Source organism: Labrys sp. F242, from assembly GCF_057813875.1.
In genome coordinates, this window is the sequence record NZ_JBVASG010000003.1 from 16,004 (window position 1) to 38,783 (window position 22,780).

A 22,780-nucleotide genomic window follows, 5' to 3' on the forward strand; every position below is an offset into this window, starting at 1 on the left:
GTTTTCGTCAAATCTTTGATTTGATTTCGAAAATCGTCAGGTGTTCAAGCTGGGAATGCGCCAGCATTTTTTAAGCTTGATATGAGGACCGGTATCACATGACCCGCCCCTTCTCGACCGCCATGCTGCTGGCGGCCGGCCTCGGTAAGCGCATGCGCCCCCTGACCGATATCAGGCCCAAGCCGCTGATCGAGATCGCCGGCAAGCCGCTGATCGATCATGTGCTCGATCGTCTCGCCGCATCGGACGTCGAAACAGCGGTGGTGAACGTTCACTATCTCGCCGAGCAGATGGAGGCCCATCTCGCCGGCCGGCATCAGCCGAAGATCCTGATCTCCGACGAACGCGCCGGCCTGCTCGATTCCGGCGGTGGCGTGCGCAAGGCCCTGCCCTTGCTCGGCAAGGCCCCCTTCATCGTCTGCAATTGCGACAGCTTCTGGATCGAAGGGCCGCAGAACAATCTCGAGGCGCTCATGGCGGCTTGGGATCCCGAACGCATGGACATCCTGATGCTGGTGGCGGCGACGGCAACCAGCATCGGCTTCGACGGGCGGGGCGACTATCATCTCGACAGCCGGGGCCTGCTCTCGCGCCGGCGGGAGAACGAGACCGCCCCCTTCGCCTATGCCGGGGTGCTGCTGATCAAGCCCGAACTGTTCGAGGGCACGCGTGAGATCTTCTCCCTGAACCGGCTGTTCGATGCAGCCGAGACCAAGGGCCGCCTGTTCGGGCGGCGTCTCGACGGCGTTTGGCTGCATGTCGGCACACCCGAGGCCGTCGGCGCGGCCGAAGCGAAGATCGCGCAGTCGGCGCTGGAGTGATCGGCGGTCCCAGGAAGCTTCCCACCCCGGCTACGACCGGCTATAAGGGGTTCCCACCGGAGCCTCCTCATGCTCGATCCCGCCGCCCTCGCCGTCTATGCCGGCGCGCTGTTCGTGGCCGCGGCCCTGCCGGGGCCGGGCATCGCGGCGTTGGTGGCGCGCGTGCTCGGCAAGGGCGTACGCGAGAGCCTGGGCTTTGTTGTCGGCATTGCGCTCGGCGATCTCGTCTGGCTCGGATTTGCCGCGGCCGGCCTGGCCGTGCTGGCGCAGAGCTTCGCTGGCGTTTTCCTGGTGATCAAATATGCGGGCGTTGCCTATCTGCTCTATCTTGCCTGGAAGTTGTGGACGACGGCGAACCTCGCCCAGGCCGTCGATAGCGACACTCGCAGCGAAAGCGGCTGGCGCAGCTTCCTCGGCGGTTTGTCGATCACCCTCGGCAATCCCAAGGTGATGGTGTTCTACACCGCGCTTTTGCCCAACCTGATCGATCTCGGCCATCTTTCGCCGGCGAGTTTCGTCGAGCTCGCCATCGTCACCGAAGCGGTGCTTGCGGCCGTGTTCGCCTTCTATATCGCCCTGGCCGGGCGGGCCCGGTCCCTGCTCACCAGCCCACGGGCGATGCGGCTGCTGGCGCGAAGCTGCGGCACCATCATCGCCGGCACGGCGGTGACGATCGCTACGCGGTGAAAGATGCCAGTCATCCACTGATAAATATCTGATAAATCACAAAAATGTGCCGTTTTGGCATGAAATTCGGGTCGGGAATCCCTATATTCCTTTCCGAATCAAGGAATGAGTTGCTCAATGGCTGAACCCGCTTTGTCCGACACGCCCGAAAATGACTATGGCGCCGACAGCATCAAGGTCCTCAAGGGCCTGGACGCGGTGCGCAAGCGCCCCGGCATGTATATCGGCGACACGGATGACGGCTCGGGCCTGCATCACATGGTCTACGAGGTCGTCGACAATGCGATCGACGAGGCGCTGGCTGGCCATGCCGATATCGTCACGGTGACGCTCAACCCCGACGGCTCGGTCACCGTCACCGACAATGGCCGCGGCATCCCCACCGCTATTCATGCCGAAGAGGGCGTGTCGGCGGCCGAAGTGATCATGACGCAGCTGCATGCCGGTGGAAAGTTCGACCAGAACTCCTACAAGGTCTCGGGCGGCCTGCATGGCGTCGGCGTTTCCGTGGTCAATGCTCTCTCCTCCAAGCTCACTTTGCGTATCTGGCGCGACGGCGGCGAGCACACGATGAGCTTCAGCCATGGCGATGCCGACGCGCCGCTCAGAATGGTGGGGCCGGCCGGCGATAAGCGTGGTACCGAGGTGACCTTCCTGCCCTCGACCGGCACCTTCACCAAGGTCGAATTCGACTACGCAACCCTGGAGCGGCGCCTGCGCGAGCTCGCCTTCCTGAATTCCGGGGTGCGCATCGTGCTTACCGATCGCCGCCATGGCGGCGAGAAGAGCGAGGAGCTGATGTATGAAGGCGGCCTCGACGCCTTCGTGCGCTATCTCGACCGCTCCAAGACCGCACTGGTGCCCGCGCCCATCTATGTGAAGGTCGAACGCGACGGCATCGGCGTGGAAGCGGCGATGTGGTGGAACGACAGCTATCACGAGACGGTGCTGTGCTTCACCAACAACATTCCCCAGCGCGACGGCGGCACCCACCTGGCCGGCCTGCGCGGCGCCCTGACGCGCCAGGTCACCGGCTATGCCCAGTCCTCCGGTATCTCCAAGAAGGAGAAGGTGGAAATGACGGGCGACGATTGTCGCGAAGGCTTGACCTGCGTGCTCTCGGTCAAGGTGCCCGATCCCAAATTCTCGTCCCAGACCAAGGACAAGCTGGTTTCCTCCGAGGTGCGTCCGGTGGTGGAAAGCGCCATGAACGAGGCGCTGTCGACCTGGTTCGAGGAGCATCCGGCCGAGGCCAAGGTCATCGTCGGCAAGGTGGCGGAAGCCGCCGCCGCGCGTGAGGCCGCCCGTCGTGCCCGCGAACTCACGCGCCGCAAGGGCGTGCTCGACATTGCCTCCCTGCCCGGCAAGCTCGCCGATTGCCAGGAGCGCGACCCCGCCAAGTCCGAACTCTTCATCGTCGAGGGTGACTCGGCCGGCGGTTCCGCCAAGCAGGGCCGTTCCCGCGAGTTCCAGGCCGTGCTGCCGCTGCGCGGCAAGATTTTGAATGTGGAGCGGGCGCGCTTCGATAAGATGCTGTCCTCCGAGCAGATCGGTACGCTGATCACCGCTCTCGGCACCGGCATCGGCTCGGAGGAATTCAACCCGGACAAGCTGCGCTACCACAAGATCATCATCATGACGGACGCCGACGTCGACGGCAGCCATATCCGCACGCTGCTGTTGACCTTCTTCTTCCGCCAGATGCGCGAGATCATCGACCGCGGCCATATCTATATCGCCCAGCCGCCGCTCTATAAGGTCTCGCGCGGCAAGTCCGAGCAATATCTCAAGGACGAGCGCGCGCTCGAGGACTATCTCATCGACACCGGCGTCGAAGGGGCGGTACTGCGGCTCGGTAGCGGCGAGGAACGCGCTGGCCAGGATCTGCGCGGCGTCATCACGGATTCGCGCACCATCCGCACCCTGCTCGGGCAACTCCACAGCCGCTATAACCGCACCGTGGTGGAACAGGCTGCCATCGCCGGCGCACTGAACATCGGGGTGGTGGCAGATCCCGCACTGGCTCAGCAAGCGGCCGAGGAGACCGCCCGCCGCCTCGATGAAATCGCCGAGGAATTCGAGCGTGGCTGGACCGGCCATCTCGACAGGGGCGGCTATGTCTTCGAGCGCATGGTGCGCGGCGTCAAGGAAACCCACACGCTCGACGCCCAATTGCTCGCCACCGTGGATGCCCGCCTGCTCGACGAGCGCTCTCAGGCGCTGCGCGAAGTCTATGGCAAGCCGGCGACCCTCACGCGTCGTGGCGAGGAGGTCGAGGTGCACGGTCCCGTGGCCTTGTTCGAGATGCTGACCAATGCTGCCCGCAAGGGCCTGTCCCTGCAGCGCTACAAGGGCTTGGGCGAAATGAATCCCGACCAATTGTGGGAGACCACGCTCGACCGCAATGCCCGCTCCCTGCTCAAGGTGCAGGTGAAGGAGGTGGTCGAGGCCGAGGACATCTTCACTAAGCTGATGGGTGACATCGTCGAGCCGCGCCGCGAGTTCATCCAGGACAATGCGCTGACCGCCCAAGTCGACGCCTGAGGCGTGGCATGCGCCGGTGGCTGCAGGCGCGGATCCGATTTTGCGATCGGGTCCGGTGCCGTAGGCTGCCGACGTCGTATGGATTTTGCCGAGAACTGATTGCCGCTTTTCGGCGCGATGCTCTGGCGGGCGTCCTCGTGATATTAGCCGGTATCGGTCTGGCGCGGGCCGAGCCGATGAAAAGCGTCGCCATCACCTTTGATGACCTGCCCTTTGCTGGCGCGGTGGGGGCGAGACTGGGCAATATCTCGCCGGTCGAGGTCGCCGCACGCAACAGTGAAGTCCTGGCGACGTTGCGCCGCCATCGGGCGCCTGCCATCGGTTTCGTGGTCGAGACGGCCGTACAGGGCGTCGGGAGGCCGGCGACGGGCATTCTCGAGGCCTGGACCCGCGAGGGCCTGTCGCTCGGCAATCATGGCTATGCCCATATCGACACCAACAGCCTCGATCTTGCCGGCATCAGGGCCGAGATCGAGCAGGGCGAGACAACGATCCGGCCCCTGATGGCCAAAGCCGGCCAGCCGCTGCGCTTCATGCGCTTTGCCATGAATCACACCGGCGATACGCCGGAGAAGCGCGATGGCATCGCTGCCTTGCTGGCTGAGCGCGGCTACGAGCCGGCAGCCTCGACCATCGACAGTTCCGACTATATATTCGAACAAGCCTATGGCCGCGCCTTGGCGGCAGGCGCCGTGGGAGACGCCGGGAAGATCCGTGCGGCCTATCTCGACCATACCGATCGGCAGATCGATTATTATGCCGGGCTGAGCCGACAGGTGCTCGGCCATGAGCCGCCACAGGTGCTGCTCCTCCATCTCAACCGCCTCAATGCCGCCGCGCTGGAAGAGATCCTGATGCTGTTCGAGCGCAAGGGCTATCGCTTCGTCACATTGGCCGAAGCACAGGCCGATCCGGCCTATGGTCAACCCGTCCGTTTCGTCACGCATTTCGGCCCGATGTGGGCTTATCGCTGGGCACGCGATCGTGGCATTGCCGTCGACGGCAAGAGAGAAGTCGAGCCGCCGCAATGGGTGGTGGACTATCAATCAAGCCAAGCAAAATGACCCGCCGAACGGTTCGATCGAAGTGAGGGGAGATAAGGGGCGGTTTGCTCTGAAGCCGCCAAAGTCGCGCCTAGTCATCCGGCGTTCGATAGGCCTGAGGCCTCTTGGACCGGTTGCCCAGTCCTTGGCTGAGTCTATGGGCTCAGTCATCGAAACGGAACCGGTTCCCCGCGATCCGTTAATACCTATGATAGCAGAAGTCCGGGGTGAGTTGAACCCTGGAATTGCCGGTGCTTGCCCCCAAGCCGGTTCCTCATGATCGGGCCATGGCTATGATCACGAGAAATCGGCAAGACATCAAACATTTGTGGATCCTCCTGCCCACCGGATTTGCGGGCGTACATGGGTCCGGCACGGCAATGATCCGACATCGGGAACGGTGCGGCGGGTGTGACATGGCGGACGGGCCGTGCCATAAGCGCCGCATCCCCTTGCCTCAACACGGTCTTCCCATGCCCGATATTGCCGCCCTGCAAGATGCCTTCATCCCGGAACTGCCGAATTACTATCGCGGCAAGGTGAGGGAGAACTATGATCTTGCCGATGGGCGCCGCATCATCATCGCCACGGACCGCCTGAGCGCCTTCGACCGGGCGATCGCCAGCATCCCCGGCAAAGGGCAGGTGTTGACGCAGACGGCGCGCTATTGGTTCGAGCATACCGGCGATATCTGCCCCAATCATGTGCTTGATTATCCCGACCCCAATGTCGTGGTCGGGCAGAGATTGACGATCCTGCCGGTGGAGATCGTGGTGCGCGGCTATCTCGCCGGTACGACGGGTACTTCCATCCTGACCCTCTACAAGCAGGGCCAGCGCGAGATGTATGGCACGCGTTTTCCCGACGGCCTGCGCGACAACGAGGCCTTGCCGCAGGCCATTATCACGCCGACGAGCAAGGCTTTCGATGGGGGCCATGACGAGCCGCTTTCGGCCGACGAGATCATCGCCAAAGGTCTGCTGAGCCAGCGTCAGTGGGATGAAGTGTCCGGCTATGCGCTGGCGCTTTTCGCTCGCGGCCAGGCCTTGGCCCGTGAGAAGGGGTTGATCCTGGCCGATACCAAATATGAATTCGGCACCGACGGCGAGGGGCGCATCGTCCTGGCGGACGAAATTCATACGCCCGATTCCAGCCGATACTGGTTTGCCGCCAGCTATCCGACGCGCTTTGCTGGCGGCGATAAGCCCGAAAGCTTCGACAAGGATTTCGTGCGCAACTGGGTGGCGGCGCGATGTGACCCTTATAAAGAAGCGATCCCTGCCATTCCCGCCGAACTCATCGCCGAAACCTCGAATATCTATATTCAGGCCTATGAGACGATAACCGGACAAGTCTTCGAAAGCCCGCACGGTGCAGACAAGCCTCTGGAGCGCATCCGCCGCAACCTCGCCCGTTACTTTTGAGGAATCGGGCAAACCGGCCCTTTCCATCCTGTCAGGCTTGGCCGCGCCCTCGAAAAAGGGCGCGGCCAAGTTCTATGGTCGCCTATGTTGCATAGCTCGAACATTACTGCTTGGCGATTGTGCCTGAGGTGCGACGAAGATTGACTTCACCAGGCCAGCTTATCTTGGGAAGCATTTACGTTGCATTCATTGAATCTTGAATGAATTTCTGCAAAGAAAACCAAATCATTGCAGTATGTATTCAATATTATTTTCAATTAACGCGAATTAGTTTTTATATATATAGCATGAATTGTAAGAATATATAATATTTTTGTTTTATCATGGTTAAGAGTGTTGCAATTATTCGATTTTTGTGCAAACATTCCCGTGCGTCACTATGGAGTTACGGCTAGGAAAAATCCTGCGCTGGCAATGAAGGTCGGCTGTTTGGGTGGGCGCAGTCGGCGGCGATGCGGTCGTGCCGGCTTCATCATGCGGCTTCGCAGTCACCGGCAATAGGCCGATGACCCTCAAGCGCCTTACGCTCCGAGGAAGGCACTGCATATCGCGAAGACGCGTGGAAACAAGGCGTTAGAGCAATGAGGCGTTCAGGCATGAACGCCCTTGCTCAAGACAAGGCGAGGTAAGGATGCAGCGTCATTTCGCGATCCCCGGCAATGGGGCCGCCAAACCGCATTTCCTGTTGCTCGACGGTTTGCGTGGCTTTGCCGCATTTTGCGTGATGCTGATCCATCTCGGCAGCTGGCTGGCGGTACCCTGGGTCGCCAGGAACAGCTATCTGGCGGTCGATTTGTTCTTCTGCCTCAGCGGCTATGTGCTGTCCTATGCCTATATGGGGCAGACCCGCTCGATGGATAGTTTCAAATTTCTGCGCGTACGTCTGCTGCGCCTCTTGCCGCTGACAGTCCTCGCCCTCGCCATCAGTGCCGCCTATCTCGTTGTCCGCGGCGCCATCGAGCACGCGCCGGTTCCCTATGCCGAGTTGCTGAATGCGCTGATGCTCTCCACCTTCAGCCTGCCGAATTTCAGCGCTCCTGCCGAAATCGGAGGGCCCAGCTTTTTCCCGCTGAATGTACCGCAATACACCATCCTGCTCGAGATCACCGCGAATCTGCTGTGGTGGCGCCTGCGTCACACCAATCTGGAGAAGGTCGCCGCCGCCATCGCCCTGGCCTGCCTGTGCGTCCTGATGATCACCGGCTTGGGCGGGGATACCCCCAATACCTTCCTTGCCGGCTTCCCGCGCGTCGGCGCCTCGTTCTTCATCGGGGTCGTGCTCTATCAGATGCGGGACAGGATGCCGGCGTGGGAGGGATGGACGGTTGTATTCGGGCTGCTGGTCGGCGTGATGGCCATCTTGTTCTTCTGGCCGACGGAACTGCCGCGGGCGGTGCAGCTCACCTGGGTGGCTCTGGTTTCGCCCGCTTTGGTGGTGGCGGGTGCCAGGGCTCATTGTTCGGGCAGGCTTGCATCGTTTTGCTCGACCGCGGGTACCGTATCCTACCCGCTTTATTGCCTGCATTTTCCGATCTTCTGCTGGGTCAACGGCCTCTACCGCTCGTTCTTCGGTGCGCAGAATTTCTATGTCGAAGCTCCCATCGTCGTGGTCGCCGCGATCATCGGCGGTTTGCTGGCGCATTATTGCTATGATGTTCCCATTCGCCACTATCTGAGTGCCAGGGCAAAGCGTGTTCATGCCTGAATTATTTTTGTTGTAATTCTTTGTTTTAACGTTCTTTTTTGACCTCCTCGGATGTCGCCAGATCGCGAAATGGCCCGGATGTGGGCGACCCTGCAAAGGACGGCTTGATCTCCCGGGCGCGAGCTGTCAGTATCCGTGCGTGGCGACCATGGCAGGTGGAGTGCGATCCTTGCCGGTGGTCAAAAAGCCTGATTCGCTCCTGTTCCAACCAAGACAGATTAAAGGCAATACCTAAGGAAAGGGCCGATCTCCCTAGGCCTTTTCCCGTGTTTGATCGATATTGCAAAGCTGAAACAGTAGCTTAAGTAGTCCCTCGTGCAGTGTTGTGCTCGCAATGCACAAGCCGCGCAGACGGATACTTGGCAAATCGTTAATTGGAAGGCATGTTGTGCCGCCTTCACCATCCAGGACGGGAGACACACAACAAATCCATTTCCCCGGTTCTCAACAAGGAGGATTTATATGTCCCATACCGGAAGCGATCATACCCTTGCCCAGACCTGCACTTCCTCGGTGCCCGTCGGTACGGACCTCTTCAGGCAGGTCCGCGAAGCCAAGGGATACAGCAGGGAAGATCTCGCGGTCACCTGCGGTCTCACGGTCGATGAGATAGAAGACCTCGAACTGGGCAACGATGTCAGCCCCGCGCATCTGCGCCGCGTCGCGGCCGCCCTCGGCTTGCCGAGCGAATAACCGGCTGAGCCTTCCCTTCTGAACTGCCTCAAGGGCCTGACGCCCTGGTGCAAAGCGTGGGCTTTGCGAGGTGGTTCACTCAAGCGGACCTGGTCCAAACCGAAAACCGGCACCGCCACAGTTCGTTCAATCGTCTCATGACCTAAGATTTGAGGTTGGCGTTCCCGGGGGGTGAACCCAGCCGATCCGAGGTCGGTCCAGGAACCGGTCCTCACGAAAAATCTGAAAAAATCAAAATTGCGTCTCCGCATCCCTATCCGGGTGCGGGGACGGTGCGTCTGGATCGGCCTGCCGTCGTGCGAAGAAGTGGGGGCAGCTGGGTTCGTGATCTTGCCATTGGCGGCGCTTCGGGCCATGGAGCGTGTGATCCTCTTGATCCGCTTCTGGAGACCGACGATGCCCCTCACCCTTCCCCGTGTCATTGGGCATCGCGGCGCTGCCGCGCACGCGCCGGAGAACACGCTCGAATCGATCCGCTGCGCAGCAGCCTTTGGCGTTGCGATGGTCGAGATCGACGTGCAGCTCAGCAAGGACGGGGTGCCCGTCGTCATTCATGACGATACGCTGGAGCGAACCACCACGGGGCGGGGACCGGTCATCGACCTTACCTGGCAGGAGCTCCAGGCTCTCGATGCGGGTATGCGCTTCGGCCGTCCATTCGCCGGCGAGCGCATTCCAGACCTGCCTTCGGTGCTTGCACTGTGCAAGGAGCTGAAGCTTGGCCTCAATGTCGAGATCAAGCCCTCGCCTGGCACCGATGTTCGCACCGCAGAGGTCGCCCTGAAGACGATCCGCGCCTTTGGCCCGACCGGGGCGCCGCTGATTCTCTCCTCCTTCTCGGTCGAAAGCCTGGAAGCGGCGAGAGACCTCGCCCCCGATCTGCCGCGTGGCTATCTGATCTGGGATCGCCCGGCCGATTGGGCCGACATTGCCGACAGGGTGGCAGCGGCCTCTATCAATTTCGACCAGGAGCGCGAGACGCCCGAGAGCATCGCCGCCTACAAGGCGACTGGACGTCCGCTGCTGTCCTATACCGTCAACACCGCCGAGCGGGCGCTGGAGCTGTTCTCCCTCGGCGTTGCCGGCGTCTTCACCGACTTCCCGGGCCGCATCCTGCGGGTGGCCTGAAGCGTCACGCCGGCGGCACACTCCTGCCCTTGCCTTCGAGCCAGGTGCGGATCAACTGACGGTAGCGCTCGCCGCTGAAGCTGGGAAAATGCCCGCCATGCACAATGCGGACGGGCAGGCGCAGCAGCCGCTCCATCGAGGCGACGTAGTCCTGTGCGTTGGCGTGGTAGGTGTCCTCGATCAGCGGCCCGTCATAGAGGATGTCGCCGGAAAACAGCGTCGCTGTGCGTTTTTCCCACAGCGCGATGCCGCCCGGTGAATGGCCGGGCGTGTGGATCACCTCGAAGACGCGGTCACCGAGGTCGATGATATCGCCATCTTCCAGGAGGCGTGTGGCCGGTGCCCGCTTTACGGCATAGCAGGTCGAGCAATAGGGCTCCGGCGGCAGGGCGTCGAAAATCTCGTCGGTAACATAGGGATCGGCCAGGGTATTCTGCCGCGTCGGGTTGGCGAGAAGATCCGCTTCGGCACTATGGACGGCGCGGCATTCGAACTCGTGATGGCAGCCGATATGGTCGAAATGGGTGTGGCTCGCCACCGCGATCAGGTCCTGCTCGGTGACCATGGGCACCCATTCGCGCAGGGACACCACGCCCATGCCGCTATCAACCAGCATGTCGCGGTCGCGCCCGCGGACATGCCAGATGTTGCAGCGATAGAATTCCTGGATATAGGGCTCGCCGATGGCGGTGATGTCGTCGGCAAGACGCCTTACCTCGTACCATTTATCGGGGCTTATCCGCTGCATCGGGCGTTTTCCTGTTGTCGTCCGGACGCGTCAGGACAAGATCACCACATCATCGGGCTTGACCGCAAGCGCCAGAGACTGCCCCTCCCTGAGGCTGGCCGATTGCGGCAGATGCGCGACCAGGGCCGGCCCGGCGGCGGGTTGGAGATGGCAGCGGTAATGCGTGCCGAAGAAAGCCCCGCCCGTGACTATGGCCTCGCCCAGTGAAACCATCGGCCCTTCCTCGCCCGCCGTCGGGCGGAAATGCTCGGGCCGGATGCAGAGCGTCACCGCCTCGTTCCTGCGAGGCTCGCCCGTGGTGAAGCCGGCGCAGGGCAGCACGACACTGCCCAGGGCGGTATCGATGCGGGTCTGATCGCCCGAGAGATCGGCGACCTCACCGGCAATGAAATTGGCCTCGCCCATGAAGCCGGCGGAGAACAGCGAGCGCGGCCGCATATAGACCTGGGACGGCGGCCCGAAATCCTCGATATGGCCTGCATTCATCACCACGATGCGATCGGCGATGGCCATCGCCTCCTCCTGGTCGTGGGTGACATGCACGAAGGTGGTGCCGACCCGCTTCTGGATCGCCTTCAGCTCGTCCTGCATCTGGCGACGCAGCTTGAGGTCGAGCGCGCCGAGCGGCTCGTCGAGCAGCAGCACGTCGGGATCGACAGCCAAAGCGCGGGCAAGGGCGACGCGCTGGCGCTGGCCTCCCGACAATTCATGCGGCTTCTTGGCGGCCGCCTTGTCGAGGCCGACCAGTGCGAGGTAGCTCAGCGCCTTCTCGTCGCGCTCGGTCCGCCCCATGCCGCGCATGCGCAGGCCGAAGCCGACATTGTCGATCAGGCGCATATGCGGGAAGAGGGCATAGTCCTGGAACATGGTGGTGGTGGGCCGCCGCGCCGGCGGCACGTCCGTCATGTCCTTGCCGCCGATCAGCACCTGCCCGGCGCTCGGCGTCAGGAAGCCGCCCAGGATCGAGAGCAGGGTGGTCTTGCCGCAGCCGGAAGGGCCGAGCAGCACGATGAACTCGCCGGCCGCGATCTCGAGCGAGACATCGTCCAGGGCGGTGAAGGCCCCGAAGGTCTTGCTGGCATTGCGGACGGAAACCGAGGCGGTCATGATTTCGGTTCTCTCATGATTTCTTGGCCCTTCCGAAGACGGTGAGTTCGACGATGACCAGCACCAGGATGGAGATGAGGAAGACCAGCGAGCCGATGGCGTTGGTCTTGGGGTTGAGGCCCGAGCGCAGGAGATTCCAGATCTCGACGGGCAGGGTGACGTCGAAGCGGGACAGCAGGAAGGCGATGATGAATTCGTCCCAGCTGAAGGTGACGGACAGGAAGAAGGCGGCGAGGATCGAGGGCGTGAGCATCGGGGCGGTGACCAGCGCCATCACCTTGAGGTCGCTGGCGCCGAGATCGCGGGCGGCTCGCTCGATGTTGATGTGGTGGTCGCCCATCGAGGAATAGATGATGGCAAAGCACAGCGGCAGGTTGATCACCACATGGCCGATGCTCACCGTCCACAGCGAGAGCGGCAGGTGCAGGGCGTTCAGCACCGTCAGCAGGCCGAGGGCGATGATGAGGTAGCTCACCGTCATCGGCGCGATCAAAAGGCCGCGTTGCAGCGCCGAGCCGGGCAGCTTGTAGCGCGCCAGGGCATAAGCGGCGAGGAAGCCGAGCAGGCAGGCGACGACAGAAGAGCCGATGCCCACCATGAGGGAATTGAGCATGGCCGCCATCAGCTTGCCGTCGGCGAACACCGCCCGGTACCATTGCAGCGAGGCCCCGTTGAACGGCGGCACCGGCAGGCGGCCGTCCTGGAAGGAGAACAGCACCAGCACCGCCACCGGCAGGAAGATGAAGCCGAAGATCGCCACGGCATAAAGACCGCTGAGGGCGTTGAGCAAGGTCTTGCGCGTCATGCTCAGGCCCTCTCGATCTTCAGCCAGCGCGCGCAGGCGACATAGGCCAGCGTCACCACTACCATCAGGATGATCGACAGGGTGGCGGCCATGGGCAGGTCGGCCCGGCGCCCGAGCTGGAGCATGATGATCTGCGGCAGAACCAGCTCGTTGTTGCCGCCGAGGATCTGCGGGGTGACGTAGTCGCCGATGCAGAGCACGAAGGTGAGGAACGCTCCCGTCATGATGCCCGGCAGGGTCAGGGGGAGCACCACATGCCAGAAGGTCTGCAGGCCGTTGGCGCCGAGATCGGCCGCGGCCCGCCGGTAGTTCGGCGAGAGCTGGATCAGATTGGCATAGATGGTCAGCGTTAGCAGCATCACGAAGAAATGCACGAAGCCGATCACGGTGGCGGTGCGTGTCGAGGCGAGGTCGAGTGGCTCGCCGATCACCCCGAGCGCCAGCAGGGCCTGGTTGATCACGCCGGCCTTGGAGAGCACCAGCAGCCAGGCATAGGAACGCACCACATAGGAGGTCCAGAACGGCAGTACGGCCAGGATGAGGGCGAGGCGCTGATAGCGCTTGGGCACGCGTTCGGCGATGATCCAGGCGAGGGGATAGGCGAGCAGCACCGAAAGCACCGTCACCATCGCCGTGATTTCCAGCGAATTGACGAGGCCCTTGAGAAGGGACTCCTTCTGGATGAAAGCCAGGTAGTTGTTCAGATTCCAGCTCTGGACGATCTGCCCGCCCTGCAGCGACCACAGGCTCATCGCCGCCATGAAGCCGAAGGGCACGATGAAGAAGGCCAGCGTCCAGCCAAGCGCCGGCAGGACGAAGCCCCAGGCCCTGCGGTGCTCGGCTGCTTCGAGACTGGATGCGGTCATGAGGGCTCCTTGGAGCGCGGACTTCCAGTCCGCTCTTCCCATCCTGCAAGCGACGCGTTTTCAAGAGCGGACTGGAAGTCCGCGCTCCAACCTCACTGCTGCATCATGTCGGTCCAGGCGTCCTGCATCTTCTTGTCGAGATCGGCATTGGGCGCGGGATAGAGCTGAGCCTTGGCGAGATAGCCGGCCTGGTCGTTCCAGCGCAGGGCCGTCTTCTGGGCATCGGTCAGGTTGTCGCCGGCGCGTCTGTTGGCGGGCATCGCCCAATAGCAGGAGGAGGTGGCGAGGCGCGCCTGGCCTTCCGGGCTGAGGATGTATTGCACGAATTTCAGGGCCAGCTCCTTGTGGGCGGCATCCTTCATCACCCCGATCGACTGCGCCCAGCGCACGGCGCCCTGATCCGGCACGGTCCAGTCGAGATTGGGCTTTTCGGCCGAGAGCGCAGCGGTGATCCATTCGCCGCCACCGACCAGGATGTCGACTTCGCCCGTGGCCAGGGCGGTCTGCGAGGCGGTGACCTCGCTGACCTGCTTGGAGACCTTCTTCATCGCGGCAAGTTTTTCCTGGATGGCCGGCAGGTCGGCGTCCGAGAGCTCGGCCGTCTTCTTGCCGAGGCCGACCTGAACCAGGCCCATCACCGGCATGTAATAGTCATAGATGGCGATGCGGCCCTTGTATTTGTCGGACCACATCACCGACAGGTCCTTCATGTCCTTCGGGTCGACCTTGGTCTTGTCGTAGGAAATTGTGTTGTAGCCGAACTTTTCGGTGGCGGCGTAGATCTTACCGTCCTTGCTGTTCTGGGCCTCCATGCGCACTTCCGGGAACGTGTCGGCCAACGGCAGGGCATCGGCGGGCATTTCGGCCAGCAGATTCTGGTCGACGGCGCGCTTGACGTCGATGGCGTCGATCACCAGCACGTCCCAATCGCCCGGCCGGGACTGGGCGATGATGGAGAGGCCCGCGCCGGTGCCTTCATAGGTCTTGAGGTTGACCTTGACGTTGTTGGCCTTCTCGAAGGGCTCGATCAGGGCCGGGTCGGTATGGTCGCACCAGACCAGGGCATTGAGCTCGTCGGCGGCACGGGCGGTTGCCATGCTCGAAAGGCCGGCCGTGCTGGCGAGGATGGTGGCGAGGAGGAGACGGCGCGCAGGGGCGCGGCTTGCGAATGTCATGTCAAACCTCTGGCTGGCGGCACGCATTGACGGTGCTCTAATAAAGAAATTGAGTGAGTTCATTTTTTAAGTCAATATCAATTTTAGAACACATTCAGAGGACGCGGCCAAGGGAGGTGATATGGCGGGGCTACGCGCAAAGCAGAAGGCGGACAGGAACCGGCGCATCCTCGAGGCGGCCACGTGGCTCTTTCGGGACGTGGGCTATGATAGCGCCAGGATCGAGGACATCGCCCAACGCGCGGAAGTATCGGTCGGCACGCTCTACAACTACTACCAGAACAAGGGCGACATCCTGCTCGCCGCCGTCACCATGGAGGTAGAGGAGGTGCTGGATGCGGGCCGCCGCATCGTGGCCAATCCGCCTGCGACCGTCGCGGCGGCCCTGCAGGCACTGATCGAGCAATATTACGACCATTCCCTGGTCTATCTGTCCAAGGAGATGTGGCGGGTTGCCATGGCGCTGTCGATCCAGCAGCCCGACAGCCCGTTCAGCCGGCGCTACACCGAGCTCGACCGGCGGCTCTGTGGGCAGGTCTCGAGCCTGGTCCAGACCTTGCAGAGGCGCGGCGCCGTCCGTGCGGATGTAGACGCGGCCGCAGCCGGCGAGATGTTCTTCAACAATCTCAACCTGATGTTCATCGAATTCGCCAAGGACGAGGCCATGCCCCTGGAAGCGCTGAAGGCCCAGGTGGAACGCCAGAACCGGCCACTGTCAGGCTTGATCGCGGACACAGGGACTTGAGGCGGACCAGAACCGGCCGCGACGAGCCTTCCTCACTTCGTGGAGAAGGCTCGTTACGCCTCACTCAGCCTTCACCTGCACCATCTTGTCCTGCCCCGCTTCCAGGGCACTCCAGGCGGCGATGAGGGCGAAGGCAATGAACAGCAGCGTCGGTGCCGCAAAGCTGCCGGTGATGCCGCGCAGCAGCCCCGCAAGCAGCGGGCCGAAACCGGCAATGATATAGCCGAAGCCCTGCGCCATGCCGGACAGGCGGGCGGCGACATGTGCATCGGGCGAGCGCAGGATGATCAGCGTCATCGCCACCGCGATCAGGCCACCCTGGCCGATGCCGCAGAAGATGGCGCCGATCCAGGTGAGCGACAGGGGCAGCCAGTAGCAGCCGGCAAATCCGACCGCGCCGCAGGCGAGCAGGACAAGGCAGACGAGGCGCTGGTCGCGCCCGCGCATGGCCAAAGGCGGCGTGGCCAGGCAGGCCAGCATCTGCACGACAACGGAGCCCGACACCAGGAGCCCCGCACTGGTGCCTTCCATGCCGCGATCGCGCAGCATCGGTGCCATCCAGCCGAAGACGATATAGGCCATGGCCGATTGCAGGCCCATGAACAGCGTGACTTTCCAGGCGAGCCTGTCACGGAACAGCCCCTTGACGGCCGGCTTGGCGGCAGCGTGGTCATGGCCCGTCTTGAAAGCCTGGGGTGCCCAGATCATGGCGGCGGCGAGTGCCGGCACCCCCCACAAAGCCAGCGCGGCGGGCCAACTGCCGGACAGTGCCTTTTCGAGCGGCACGGTAAAGGCCGCGGCAGCGGCCGCGCTGCCGCACAGCGCCATGGTGTAGAGCCCCGTCATCAGGGCGATCTGCTTGGGGAAGTCGCGCTTGACCAGCCCGGGCAGCAGCACATTGATCATGGCGATGCCGGCGCCGGCCAGGAAGGACCCGACGAAGAGGAATGGGGCCTGGCCGAGGCCGCGCAAACCCGTGCCGAGCGCGATGGTCAGCATGGAGGCGAGGATGACGCGTTCTGCCGAAAAACGCCGGGCAAGGCTCGGGGCGGGGAAAGAAAAGATGCCGAGGCAGACCACCGGCAGCGTGGTCAACACGCTCGACCACAAGGAATTGAGGCCGGTGTCACGCACGATTTCCGGCAAGACAGTCGACAGGCTCGAGAACACCGCCCTGAGATTGGCGGCGATCAGCACCAGGCTGACGCCGAGCAGGACGCGCGCCGTCAGGCTCGCTCCACCGGGTTCCGGCCCTTCCTCGACATCGATCAGCGGCTCTCCCGGTGGGGGATGCAGTGCCTCAGGATCGGCGGAAGGCCGCAACGGCTTCTCAAAGGATCTGTCGGTCAAACAATGTTCGTTTCGAAATGGAGGAAAACAACGGGCAGCCGGTGCGGGAAAGCGGCGCGAATAGTCCTAGCAATAGAGACATCGGCCATGGCGCTCAACCATCCTGCGTCCCGATGCATGCAGGGGAGGCATGCGCCAAAACGCGGCAGGCCCGCGGTGCCTCAATAGCTTGCCCGGCCTGCCGGAATAGGCTCTGTTGCGCGCCTTATTGCAACGGCAGGATTTCCGGGGGGCACATGCCGCAGGCCGATCTCATCATCCACAATGCCCGCATTCTCACCATGGATGAGGAGCGCCCGCGCGCCCAGGCCCTGGCGGTCGCCGGCAACCGACTGCTCGCCGTGGGCAGCGACAGCGAGATCCTGGCTCTGGCGGGGGAAGGCACAAGGCGCATCGATGCCAGGGGTGGCACCGTGCTGCCCGGCCTCAACGAAGCCCATATGCACATCTTCGGCGGCTCGGTGTCTCTCACCCAGCTTTCCCTGTTCGGCGTGAAGGGGTTCGAGGCCCTCAGGCAGGCCGTCACCGCCTATGCGGCCGCCAATCCCGATCTTCGCCTGCTCGTCGGCCTGTCGGCCGACTACACCATCCTGTCTGACACCGAGAAGGTCAGCCGCCACCATCTCGATGCCATCCTGCCGGACCGGCCCTTCATGATGCTGGCGCCCGACCGCCACACTGCATGGGCCAACACGGCTGCGCTGAAGGCGGCCGGCATCCTCGAGGGGCGTGACGTCGGGGTGGGCAACGAGATCGTGATGGGCGAGGATGGACTGGCCACCGGCGAGCTCAAGGAAACCAATGCGATCGATCCGGTAGCGGAGATGGGCGTTACCGCCGGGCGCGACCATCTCGGTATCGGCACGGGCGGGGATCCCGATCATGTCACGCCCGAGGAGCGGGCTTCCGATCTGGCGCTGATCCGCCGGGGCCTCGCCTATTGCGCCGAACTCGGCCTCACCAGCGTGCAGGCGATGGACGGCAATCTCTACCAGCTCGAAATCCTGGAGCAGATCGAGCGCGAGCATGGCTTGCCAGTGCGCGTGCGCATGCCCTTCCACATGAAGAACTTCATGGATCTGAGCATGATCGAGGCGAAGGCGGCAGACTGGCGCCGGCGCTTCGACAACGACAGGCTGCGCTGCGATTTCGTCAAGGTCTTCGTCGATGGCGTCACCGAATCCGGCACCGCCGTGATGGTGGACGATTATGCCGACGAACCGGGCTGGAAGGGCGATCCACTGTTCACGCGCGAGCATTTTGCGCGCGTCGCGGTCGAGGCCGACAGGCTCGGCCTGCAGGTGGCCGTGCATGCCATCGGCGATGGCGCCGTGCGCATCGTGCTCGACGGTTATGAGGCCGCGCGCAAGGCCAACGGGCCACGCGACAGCCGGCATCGCATCGAGCATGTCGAGGTCGTCCATCCTGACGACGTCAAGCGCTTCGCCGAGCTCGGCACGGTGGCGTCCATGCAGCCCACGCATCCGCCCGGCTCGGCAGGCCTGCCCCTGGAGCCCTATCTCACCCGCATCGGCGAGGCGCGCTGGCCGCTCGCCTTCGCCTGGCGGACCCTGAAGGATGCCGGCGCGCGTATCGTCTTTGCAACAGACTGGCCGGTCTCGCCATTGTCGCCGCTGAGCTGCATCCAGGATGCGATGACCCGTCAGTCCTGGAAGGACGGCATGCCCGACCAACGCCTGAGCCTGACGGAAACGCTTGCCGCCTATACCAGCGAGGGAGCCTGGGTCGAGTTCATGGAAGACCGCAAGGGCCGGCTCAAGCCCGGCTACCTTGCCGATATCGTGATCCTCTCCGGCGATATCGAGGCCACGCCTGCGGCCGAACTGGCGGCGCTGCGTCCGGTCGCGACGATCTGCGACGGCAGGATCACCCACCAGGCCTGAAACCCGGTCCGTTCACGAAGGCGTCACGACTTCGGTCGTTTGCTGTTCCCCGGGCAAGGCTTGGCTCCACTGCCAGGCCTTGATTGTGGGGACATGCGATGCCGGGTCGCAAGAGTGCCGTCATTCTCACGCATGGCATGGGCGAGCAGATGCCCATGGCGACCCTACGGGGCTTCGCCGAAGCCGTCTGGGTTCACAATCCTGACATTGACGGGCGCCGGCGGGACGATCCGCCGAAGGGTGGAAACCCGGTCTGGTGGAAACCGGACACACGCAATGCCTCCTACGAACTTTATCGCATCACCACCCGGTCAGGCGGTCATCACGAGGGAAGCGACGCGCCGCGAGTCGATTTCTTCGAATTCTACTGGGCCGATCTCACCACGAGCACCACCACGGCCCAGTTGCGCGATTGGTTCATGTCGCTGCTCCTGCGTCGGCCGGGCCGGGTTCCCAGCGATGTCCGTGGCATCTGGCTGGCGCTCTGGATCGCCACGATCGGGGTGATCGGCCTCCTTTCTCTGCAGGGCCTGGCACAAATCCTCGATTGGAAGCTGGATAGCTGGGTGAAGGGGCTGCTCTGGGTCTTCACGGCCCTGAGCGCCATCTTCATCGGCTTCGCCGTCGCCTATTTCGGCGATGTAGCGCATTACATTCGGGCCAAGCCTGCCAATATCCAGGCGCGCCGCGAGATTCGGAAACGCGGCCTCGAACTCTTGCAGACACTCTCGAGGAGCGGCGAGTATGACCGCATCATCCTGGTCGGCCACAGCCTGGGCAGCGTCATCGCCTATGACCTGGTCCGGCTCCTGTGGGCGGAAGAATATGCGGCACGGACATTCGCGCCGGCGGGTAGGGTGGCGGATGCCTTGGCGGCGGTGAGAAAGGCGGGCGAGGACCTCAATGCAAAACCCTCCGACGCCGGTCTCCTCGATGCCTATCAAATCGCGCAAAAGGGGCTGTTCGCAGGCCTCCGGGAGGCGCATTCAGACCCGAGGAAACGCTGGCTGATTTCCGACCTCGTCACCCTCGGCTGCCCGCTCACCCATGCTGAATTTCTGATTGCGCGCGATCTCAAGGCCCTGAAGCAGGATGTCGAGGCACGCCGGCTGCCGAGTGCCCCGCCGGCCACGGAAGCCTCGGGCGATTATGCCTATCCTGTGCCCGATCCGACGGCGGCAGCGATGCGGCTGCACCACGCGGCCCCCTTCTCGCTGGTGCGTTGGACCAATATCTACGACCCGGGCAAGCTGGCCCTGTTCGGCGATATCATCTCGGGGCCGGTTCGCGGCAATTTCGGCACAGGCGTCAGGGATGTCGCTGTCAGAATAAGCGGGCGGGTGCCCCTGATCGGGCGGATCTTCACCCATACCCGCTATTGGGATGAGGATAAGGGAGCCGCCCAGAGCCTGGTGGCGCTGCGCCAGGCTCTGAAACTCGACGAACGATAGCACGAGCCCAGAATCGGGCGAACCCAGCAAGCAAACCTGCCGTTCCCGGCACGTTCGAGGGCTGTAGGCTCTCGGTGCCAACCCTCAGGATTTCTTGGGCTTCTTCTCCGGCAGGGGCAGGCTCGCCGCCTTGGAGTCGGAGGCATTGGCCTTCCCGGAACTTTCCTCCGACGCTTCTTCGGCTTCCTCAGCGCCACTACCGGCGAGCCTATGCTTGATGGCCAAAGCATAGATCGTGTTCAGGACGTTCCGATCAGTCAATTCCGGATCGCTGAGGGCGAGGAAACCTGCCCGGGCGATACGTTTGCTGTTCGCCTTGGAGACTCGGCCTACAATATACGCATGGAGCTCTTCGTCGATCAGACCCGACGTCGCTCCTTCAATCAGATATTCATAAATTTTCTTCTTGGTGTCGCCCACGTGTCGGTCCTTCGATTGTGAATCGGGCAGACCATGCGTCATCGGGGTGTCACAAACAACCCTGCCCGGGCGGCACCGGCGCGAGGCAAGGATTACAAACGCCGAAAGCCCCCGGCAGGCGATGCGGGGGGCTTTCTTCGCGATCCGTCTGGCGTCAAGCGCCCGGGCGCTTCACACGAACCGCTCCTGCAATTGCACCAGATGGGAGGTGGCGATCGGATTGGCATTGGCGACGAGCTTGTCGAAGCGATGGTTGGCGATCTTGGCGATTTCGATCAGGCCCGTGGAACGCTCGACCGTCGGCGAGTTGGCCATGCGCGACCAACCGGTCGCCAGCACCCGCTCATAGCGCTCGACTTCATGCGCGCAGATGATCAGCGGGAAGCCGAAATGCTTGCGATAGGCCACGGCCAGCCTGTTCACCTCGGCCAGATCTTCATTGTCGATGCCTGCATCGGCGTGATCCAGCAGATAGGTACTGCCTGCGTCGCCTTCGCTGCCGAGATCGGCGAAGGAGTTCAGCAATTGCAGCTGTTCCGCGGCCGAGCCGGTGAGCAAGGCGTCATGGAAGGCCGAGCGCAGTGCGATGGTGTCGGCGAAGGGCCGCAAGGCATAGGCCCGTTCCAGCACCCAGGGCGTATTCTCGACCAGGCCGCCGAAGGTCCTGGCGAATTCGGCGCTGCTCATCTTGTTGACGTCGGCGAGGGTGACCAGCGTATGGCCGGGGCGGCCGGCCACGGCGGGGCTGTGCACCTTGCCGACATGGTTGAAGATGATGTTGAGCGCAATGGCCGAAATGGCGCCCAGCGTGATGCCCGAGCCGAAGATGATCTGGGCCCATTGCGGAAAGGCGTTGGCCACGAAGGGTTGCGACGTCACCAGCATGCCCAGGCCCACGCTGGTCGAGACGATCACGATGTTGTTGTGATTGTTGAAATCGACCTTGCTGAGCGTCTGGATACCGACCACGGCCACCGCCGCGAACATGGCGAGCGCGGCGCCGCCGAGCACGGGATGCGGGATGCCGGCCACGATGGCAGCCGCCTTGGGCAGCGAGCCCAGGATGATCATGATCACGCCGGCGGCAACGATCACCCAGCGGCTCTTGACCTGGGTAAGCCGGACCAGGCCGACATTCTCGGCAAAGCAGGTATAGGGAAAGGAGTTGAGCACGCCGCCGATGAAGGTGGCGACGCCGTCGGCCCGGATGGCGCGGCCGATGTCCTCGGGAGCGATGCGCTTCTTGACGATCTCGCCGGTGGCGAAGACGTCGCCGGTGGTCTCGACCATGGTGATGATCATCACCACCATCATCGACAGGATGGCGGTGATCGAGAAGGTCGGCCAGCCGAAATAGAAGGGTGAGGTATAGCCGACCCAGCCGGCATTGGCGACTTCGCTGAAATGGGCATCGCCCAGGGCCCAGGCTACCAGCGTGCCGGCGACCAGGCCGATCAGCACCGCGACGGTCTGCATGAAGCCGGTGAACACGCGCTGGATGCCGACGATCAGAGCCAGCGTGCCGAAGGCGTAGGCGAGGTTCTTGAGCAAGACCGGGTCCTGCATCGCGTTTGGCCCCTTGCCCACCACGATGTCGTTGGCGGCCACGGGCAGCAGCGCCACGCCGATGATCAGGATCACCGACCCCGTCACCACCGGCGGGAAGAAGCGGGTCAGCCTGGCGAAATAGGAGGCCACGGCGAAGGTGAACAGGCCGGCCACCAGCACGGAGCCATAGATGGAAAGCAGGCCTTCGGTGCCGCCGCCGACGGCGAGGCCGATGGCGATCATCGGGCTCACCGCGGTGAAGGTCACGCCCTGGAGCAGCGGCAGCCGGACGCCGATATTGCCGATGCCGACCGCCTGGATGATCGAGGCGATGCCGCAGGTGAAGAGGTCGGCATTGATCAGGTGGATCAACTGCTCGGGGCTGAGCTTGAGCGCGCTCGCCACGATGATCGGCACCAGCACCGCACCCGCATAGAAGGCGAGTACGTGCTGGAAGCCATAGGTCGCCAGCTTGGCGAAAGGCAGGACCTCATCGACGGGGTGCACCCGCGCCGTTCGCTCCGAGGCGGTGCCGGACGCCTCGCTGATCTGGGTTAGCGTTGTCATCGGGCGTCTTCCCTCCTGAGTTTGGCGGCCATCGCACCGGACTCAGCAG

General features: G+C 63.1%; 19 protein-coding genes. 11 read left to right on the forward strand and 8 right to left on the reverse strand.

Annotated features, from left to right (window positions below):
- The first annotated feature begins 98 nt into the window (after positions 1-98).
- The 8 genes from ACZYTC_RS19800 to ACZYTC_RS19835 all read left to right on the forward strand — a co-directional run bounded on the left by ACZYTC_RS19800 (position 99) and on the right by ACZYTC_RS19835 (position 10,045).
- The gene (locus ACZYTC_RS19800) at positions 99-821 is read left to right on the forward strand and encodes a nucleotidyltransferase family protein (RefSeq protein ID WP_434958795.1); all 723 of its coding nucleotides are present in this window, start codon (positions 99-101) and stop codon (positions 819-821) included.
- A gap of 69 nt (positions 822-890) precedes the next feature.
- Entirely contained in the window at positions 891-1,508 is a 618-nt protein-coding gene (locus ACZYTC_RS19805) for a LysE family translocator (RefSeq protein ID WP_441770842.1), read from the forward strand.
- A gap of 117 nt (positions 1,509-1,625) precedes the next feature.
- The gene (gyrB, locus tag ACZYTC_RS19810; protein WP_434958793.1) at positions 1,626-4,052 is read left to right on the forward strand and encodes a DNA topoisomerase (ATP-hydrolyzing) subunit B; all 2,427 of its coding nucleotides are present in this window, start codon (positions 1,626-1,628) and stop codon (positions 4,050-4,052) included.
- 137 nt (positions 4,053-4,189) lie between these two features.
- Positions 4,190-5,116: a polysaccharide deacetylase family protein gene (locus tag ACZYTC_RS19815; RefSeq protein ID WP_441770843.1), complete on the forward strand. Its 927-nt coding sequence runs from the start codon at positions 4,190-4,192 to the stop codon at positions 5,114-5,116.
- 452 nt (positions 5,117-5,568) lie between these two features.
- Positions 5,569-6,519 carry a phosphoribosylaminoimidazolesuccinocarboxamide synthase gene (locus ACZYTC_RS19820; RefSeq protein ID WP_434958791.1) on the forward strand — a complete coding sequence of 317 codons (951 nt, stop codon included), beginning with the start codon at positions 5,569-5,571 and terminating at the stop codon, positions 6,517-6,519.
- A gap of 631 nt (positions 6,520-7,150) precedes the next feature.
- Positions 7,151-8,224: an acyltransferase family protein gene (locus ACZYTC_RS19825; protein ID WP_434958790.1), complete on the forward strand. Its 1,074-nt coding sequence runs from the start codon at positions 7,151-7,153 to the stop codon at positions 8,222-8,224.
- Positions 8,225-8,686: 462 nt separating this feature from the next.
- On the forward strand, positions 8,687-8,917 hold the full coding sequence (locus ACZYTC_RS19830) for a helix-turn-helix domain-containing protein (protein WP_434958789.1): 231 nt from the start codon (positions 8,687-8,689) through the stop codon (positions 8,915-8,917).
- 396 nt (positions 8,918-9,313) lie between these two features.
- On the forward strand, positions 9,314-10,045 hold the full coding sequence (locus ACZYTC_RS19835) for a glycerophosphoryl diester phosphodiesterase (RefSeq protein WP_488990370.1): 732 nt from the start codon (positions 9,314-9,316) through the stop codon (positions 10,043-10,045).
- A gap of 4 nt (positions 10,046-10,049) precedes the next feature.
- Here the strand turns inward: ACZYTC_RS19835 and ACZYTC_RS19840 are convergent, their stop codons facing one another.
- From ACZYTC_RS19840 to ACZYTC_RS19860, 5 genes are all read right to left on the reverse strand, one after another.
- Positions 10,050-10,793: an MBL fold metallo-hydrolase gene (locus ACZYTC_RS19840; protein WP_488990371.1), complete on the reverse strand. Its 744-nt coding sequence runs from the start codon at positions 10,791-10,793 to the stop codon at positions 10,050-10,052.
- A 30-nt stretch (positions 10,794-10,823) separates the two neighbouring features.
- Positions 10,824-11,900 carry an ABC transporter ATP-binding protein gene (locus ACZYTC_RS19845; protein ID WP_488990372.1) on the reverse strand — a complete coding sequence of 359 codons (1,077 nt, stop codon included), beginning with the start codon at positions 11,898-11,900 and terminating at the stop codon, positions 10,824-10,826.
- 13 nt (positions 11,901-11,913) lie between these two features.
- Positions 11,914-12,705 carry an ABC transporter permease gene (locus ACZYTC_RS19850; protein ID WP_488990373.1) on the reverse strand — a complete coding sequence of 264 codons (792 nt, stop codon included), beginning with the start codon at positions 12,703-12,705 and terminating at the stop codon, positions 11,914-11,916.
- 2 nt (positions 12,706-12,707) lie between these two features.
- Positions 12,708-13,571 (reverse strand): ABC transporter permease, encoded by an 864-nt coding sequence (locus ACZYTC_RS19855; RefSeq protein ID WP_434958784.1) that lies wholly within the window; start codon positions 13,569-13,571, stop codon positions 12,708-12,710.
- Positions 13,572-13,663: 92 nt separating this feature from the next.
- Positions 13,664-14,746 carry a polyamine ABC transporter substrate-binding protein gene (locus ACZYTC_RS19860; protein WP_434958783.1) on the reverse strand — a complete coding sequence of 361 codons (1,083 nt, stop codon included), beginning with the start codon at positions 14,744-14,746 and terminating at the stop codon, positions 13,664-13,666.
- Between the two features lie 121 nt (positions 14,747-14,867).
- Between ACZYTC_RS19860 and ACZYTC_RS19865 the strand changes: the two genes are divergently transcribed.
- The gene (locus tag ACZYTC_RS19865; protein WP_488990374.1) at positions 14,868-15,491 is read left to right on the forward strand and encodes a TetR/AcrR family transcriptional regulator; all 624 of its coding nucleotides are present in this window, start codon (positions 14,868-14,870) and stop codon (positions 15,489-15,491) included.
- Between the two features lie 60 nt (positions 15,492-15,551).
- Here ACZYTC_RS19865 and ACZYTC_RS19870 read toward each other — a convergent pair whose 3' ends face one another.
- Positions 15,552-16,841: a CynX/NimT family MFS transporter gene (locus ACZYTC_RS19870; protein WP_434958781.1), complete on the reverse strand. Its 1,290-nt coding sequence runs from the start codon at positions 16,839-16,841 to the stop codon at positions 15,552-15,554.
- Positions 16,842-17,077: 236 nt separating this feature from the next.
- Here ACZYTC_RS19870 and ACZYTC_RS19875 point away from each other — a divergent pair, with 236 nt between their 5' ends.
- Both ACZYTC_RS19875 and ACZYTC_RS19880 read left to right on the forward strand, forming a co-directional pair.
- Positions 17,078-18,745 (forward strand): amidohydrolase, encoded by a 1,668-nt coding sequence (locus ACZYTC_RS19875; RefSeq protein WP_434958780.1) that lies wholly within the window; start codon positions 17,078-17,080, stop codon positions 18,743-18,745.
- A gap of 98 nt (positions 18,746-18,843) precedes the next feature.
- Positions 18,844-20,196: an alpha/beta hydrolase family protein gene (locus tag ACZYTC_RS19880; protein WP_488990375.1), complete on the forward strand. Its 1,353-nt coding sequence runs from the start codon at positions 18,844-18,846 to the stop codon at positions 20,194-20,196.
- Positions 20,197-20,280: 84 nt separating this feature from the next.
- Here the strand turns inward: ACZYTC_RS19880 and ACZYTC_RS19885 are convergent, their stop codons facing one another.
- Together ACZYTC_RS19885 and ACZYTC_RS19890 are read right to left on the reverse strand one after the other, a co-directional pair.
- Positions 20,281-20,616 carry a hypothetical protein gene (locus tag ACZYTC_RS19885; protein ID WP_488990376.1) on the reverse strand — a complete coding sequence of 112 codons (336 nt, stop codon included), beginning with the start codon at positions 20,614-20,616 and terminating at the stop codon, positions 20,281-20,283.
- Between the two features lie 171 nt (positions 20,617-20,787).
- Positions 20,788-22,731, reverse strand: coding sequence for a solute carrier family 23 protein (locus tag ACZYTC_RS19890; protein ID WP_441770849.1), 1,944 nt, complete (start codon positions 22,729-22,731; stop codon positions 20,788-20,790).
- Positions 22,732-22,780: the final 49 nt, after the last annotated feature.

Excerpts from the sequence above, each read along its gene's own strand:
- ACZYTC_RS19820 (WP_434958791.1), top strand. The coding sequence starts at position 5,569 with ATGCCCGATATTGCCGCCCTGCAAGATGCCTTCATCCCGGAACTGCCG.
- ACZYTC_RS19875 (WP_434958780.1), top strand. The coding sequence starts at position 17,078 with ATGCCGCAGGCCGATCTCATCATCCACAATGCCCGCATTCTCACCATG.
- ACZYTC_RS19890 (WP_441770849.1), bottom strand. The coding sequence starts at position 22,731 with ATGACAACGCTAACCCAGATCAGCGAGGCGTCCGGCACCGCCTCGGAG.
- ACZYTC_RS19800 (WP_434958795.1), top strand. The coding sequence starts at position 99 with ATGACCCGCCCCTTCTCGACCGCCATGCTGCTGGCGGCCGGCCTCGGT.
- ACZYTC_RS19845 (WP_488990372.1), bottom strand. The coding sequence starts at position 11,900 with ATGACCGCCTCGGTTTCCGTCCGCAATGCCAGCAAGACCTTCGGGGCC.
- ACZYTC_RS19855 (WP_434958784.1), bottom strand. The coding sequence starts at position 13,571 with ATGACCGCATCCAGTCTCGAAGCAGCCGAGCACCGCAGGGCCTGGGGC.
- ACZYTC_RS19850 (WP_488990373.1), bottom strand. The coding sequence starts at position 12,705 with ATGACGCGCAAGACCTTGCTCAACGCCCTCAGCGGTCTTTATGCCGTG.
- ACZYTC_RS19840 (WP_488990371.1), bottom strand. The coding sequence starts at position 10,793 with ATGCAGCGGATAAGCCCCGATAAATGGTACGAGGTAAGGCGTCTTGCC.
- ACZYTC_RS19880 (WP_488990375.1), top strand. The coding sequence starts at position 18,844 with ATGCCGGGTCGCAAGAGTGCCGTCATTCTCACGCATGGCATGGGCGAG.
- ACZYTC_RS19830 (WP_434958789.1), top strand. The coding sequence starts at position 8,687 with ATGTCCCATACCGGAAGCGATCATACCCTTGCCCAGACCTGCACTTCC.
- ACZYTC_RS19860 (WP_434958783.1), bottom strand. The coding sequence starts at position 14,746 with ATGACATTCGCAAGCCGCGCCCCTGCGCGCCGTCTCCTCCTCGCCACC.
- ACZYTC_RS19805 (WP_441770842.1), top strand. The coding sequence starts at position 891 with ATGCTCGATCCCGCCGCCCTCGCCGTCTATGCCGGCGCGCTGTTCGTG.
- gyrB (WP_434958793.1), top strand. The coding sequence starts at position 1,626 with ATGGCTGAACCCGCTTTGTCCGACACGCCCGAAAATGACTATGGCGCC.
- ACZYTC_RS19835 (WP_488990370.1), top strand. The coding sequence starts at position 9,314 with ATGCCCCTCACCCTTCCCCGTGTCATTGGGCATCGCGGCGCTGCCGCG.
- ACZYTC_RS19865 (WP_488990374.1), top strand. The coding sequence starts at position 14,868 with ATGGCGGGGCTACGCGCAAAGCAGAAGGCGGACAGGAACCGGCGCATC.
- ACZYTC_RS19825 (WP_434958790.1), top strand. The coding sequence starts at position 7,151 with ATGCAGCGTCATTTCGCGATCCCCGGCAATGGGGCCGCCAAACCGCAT.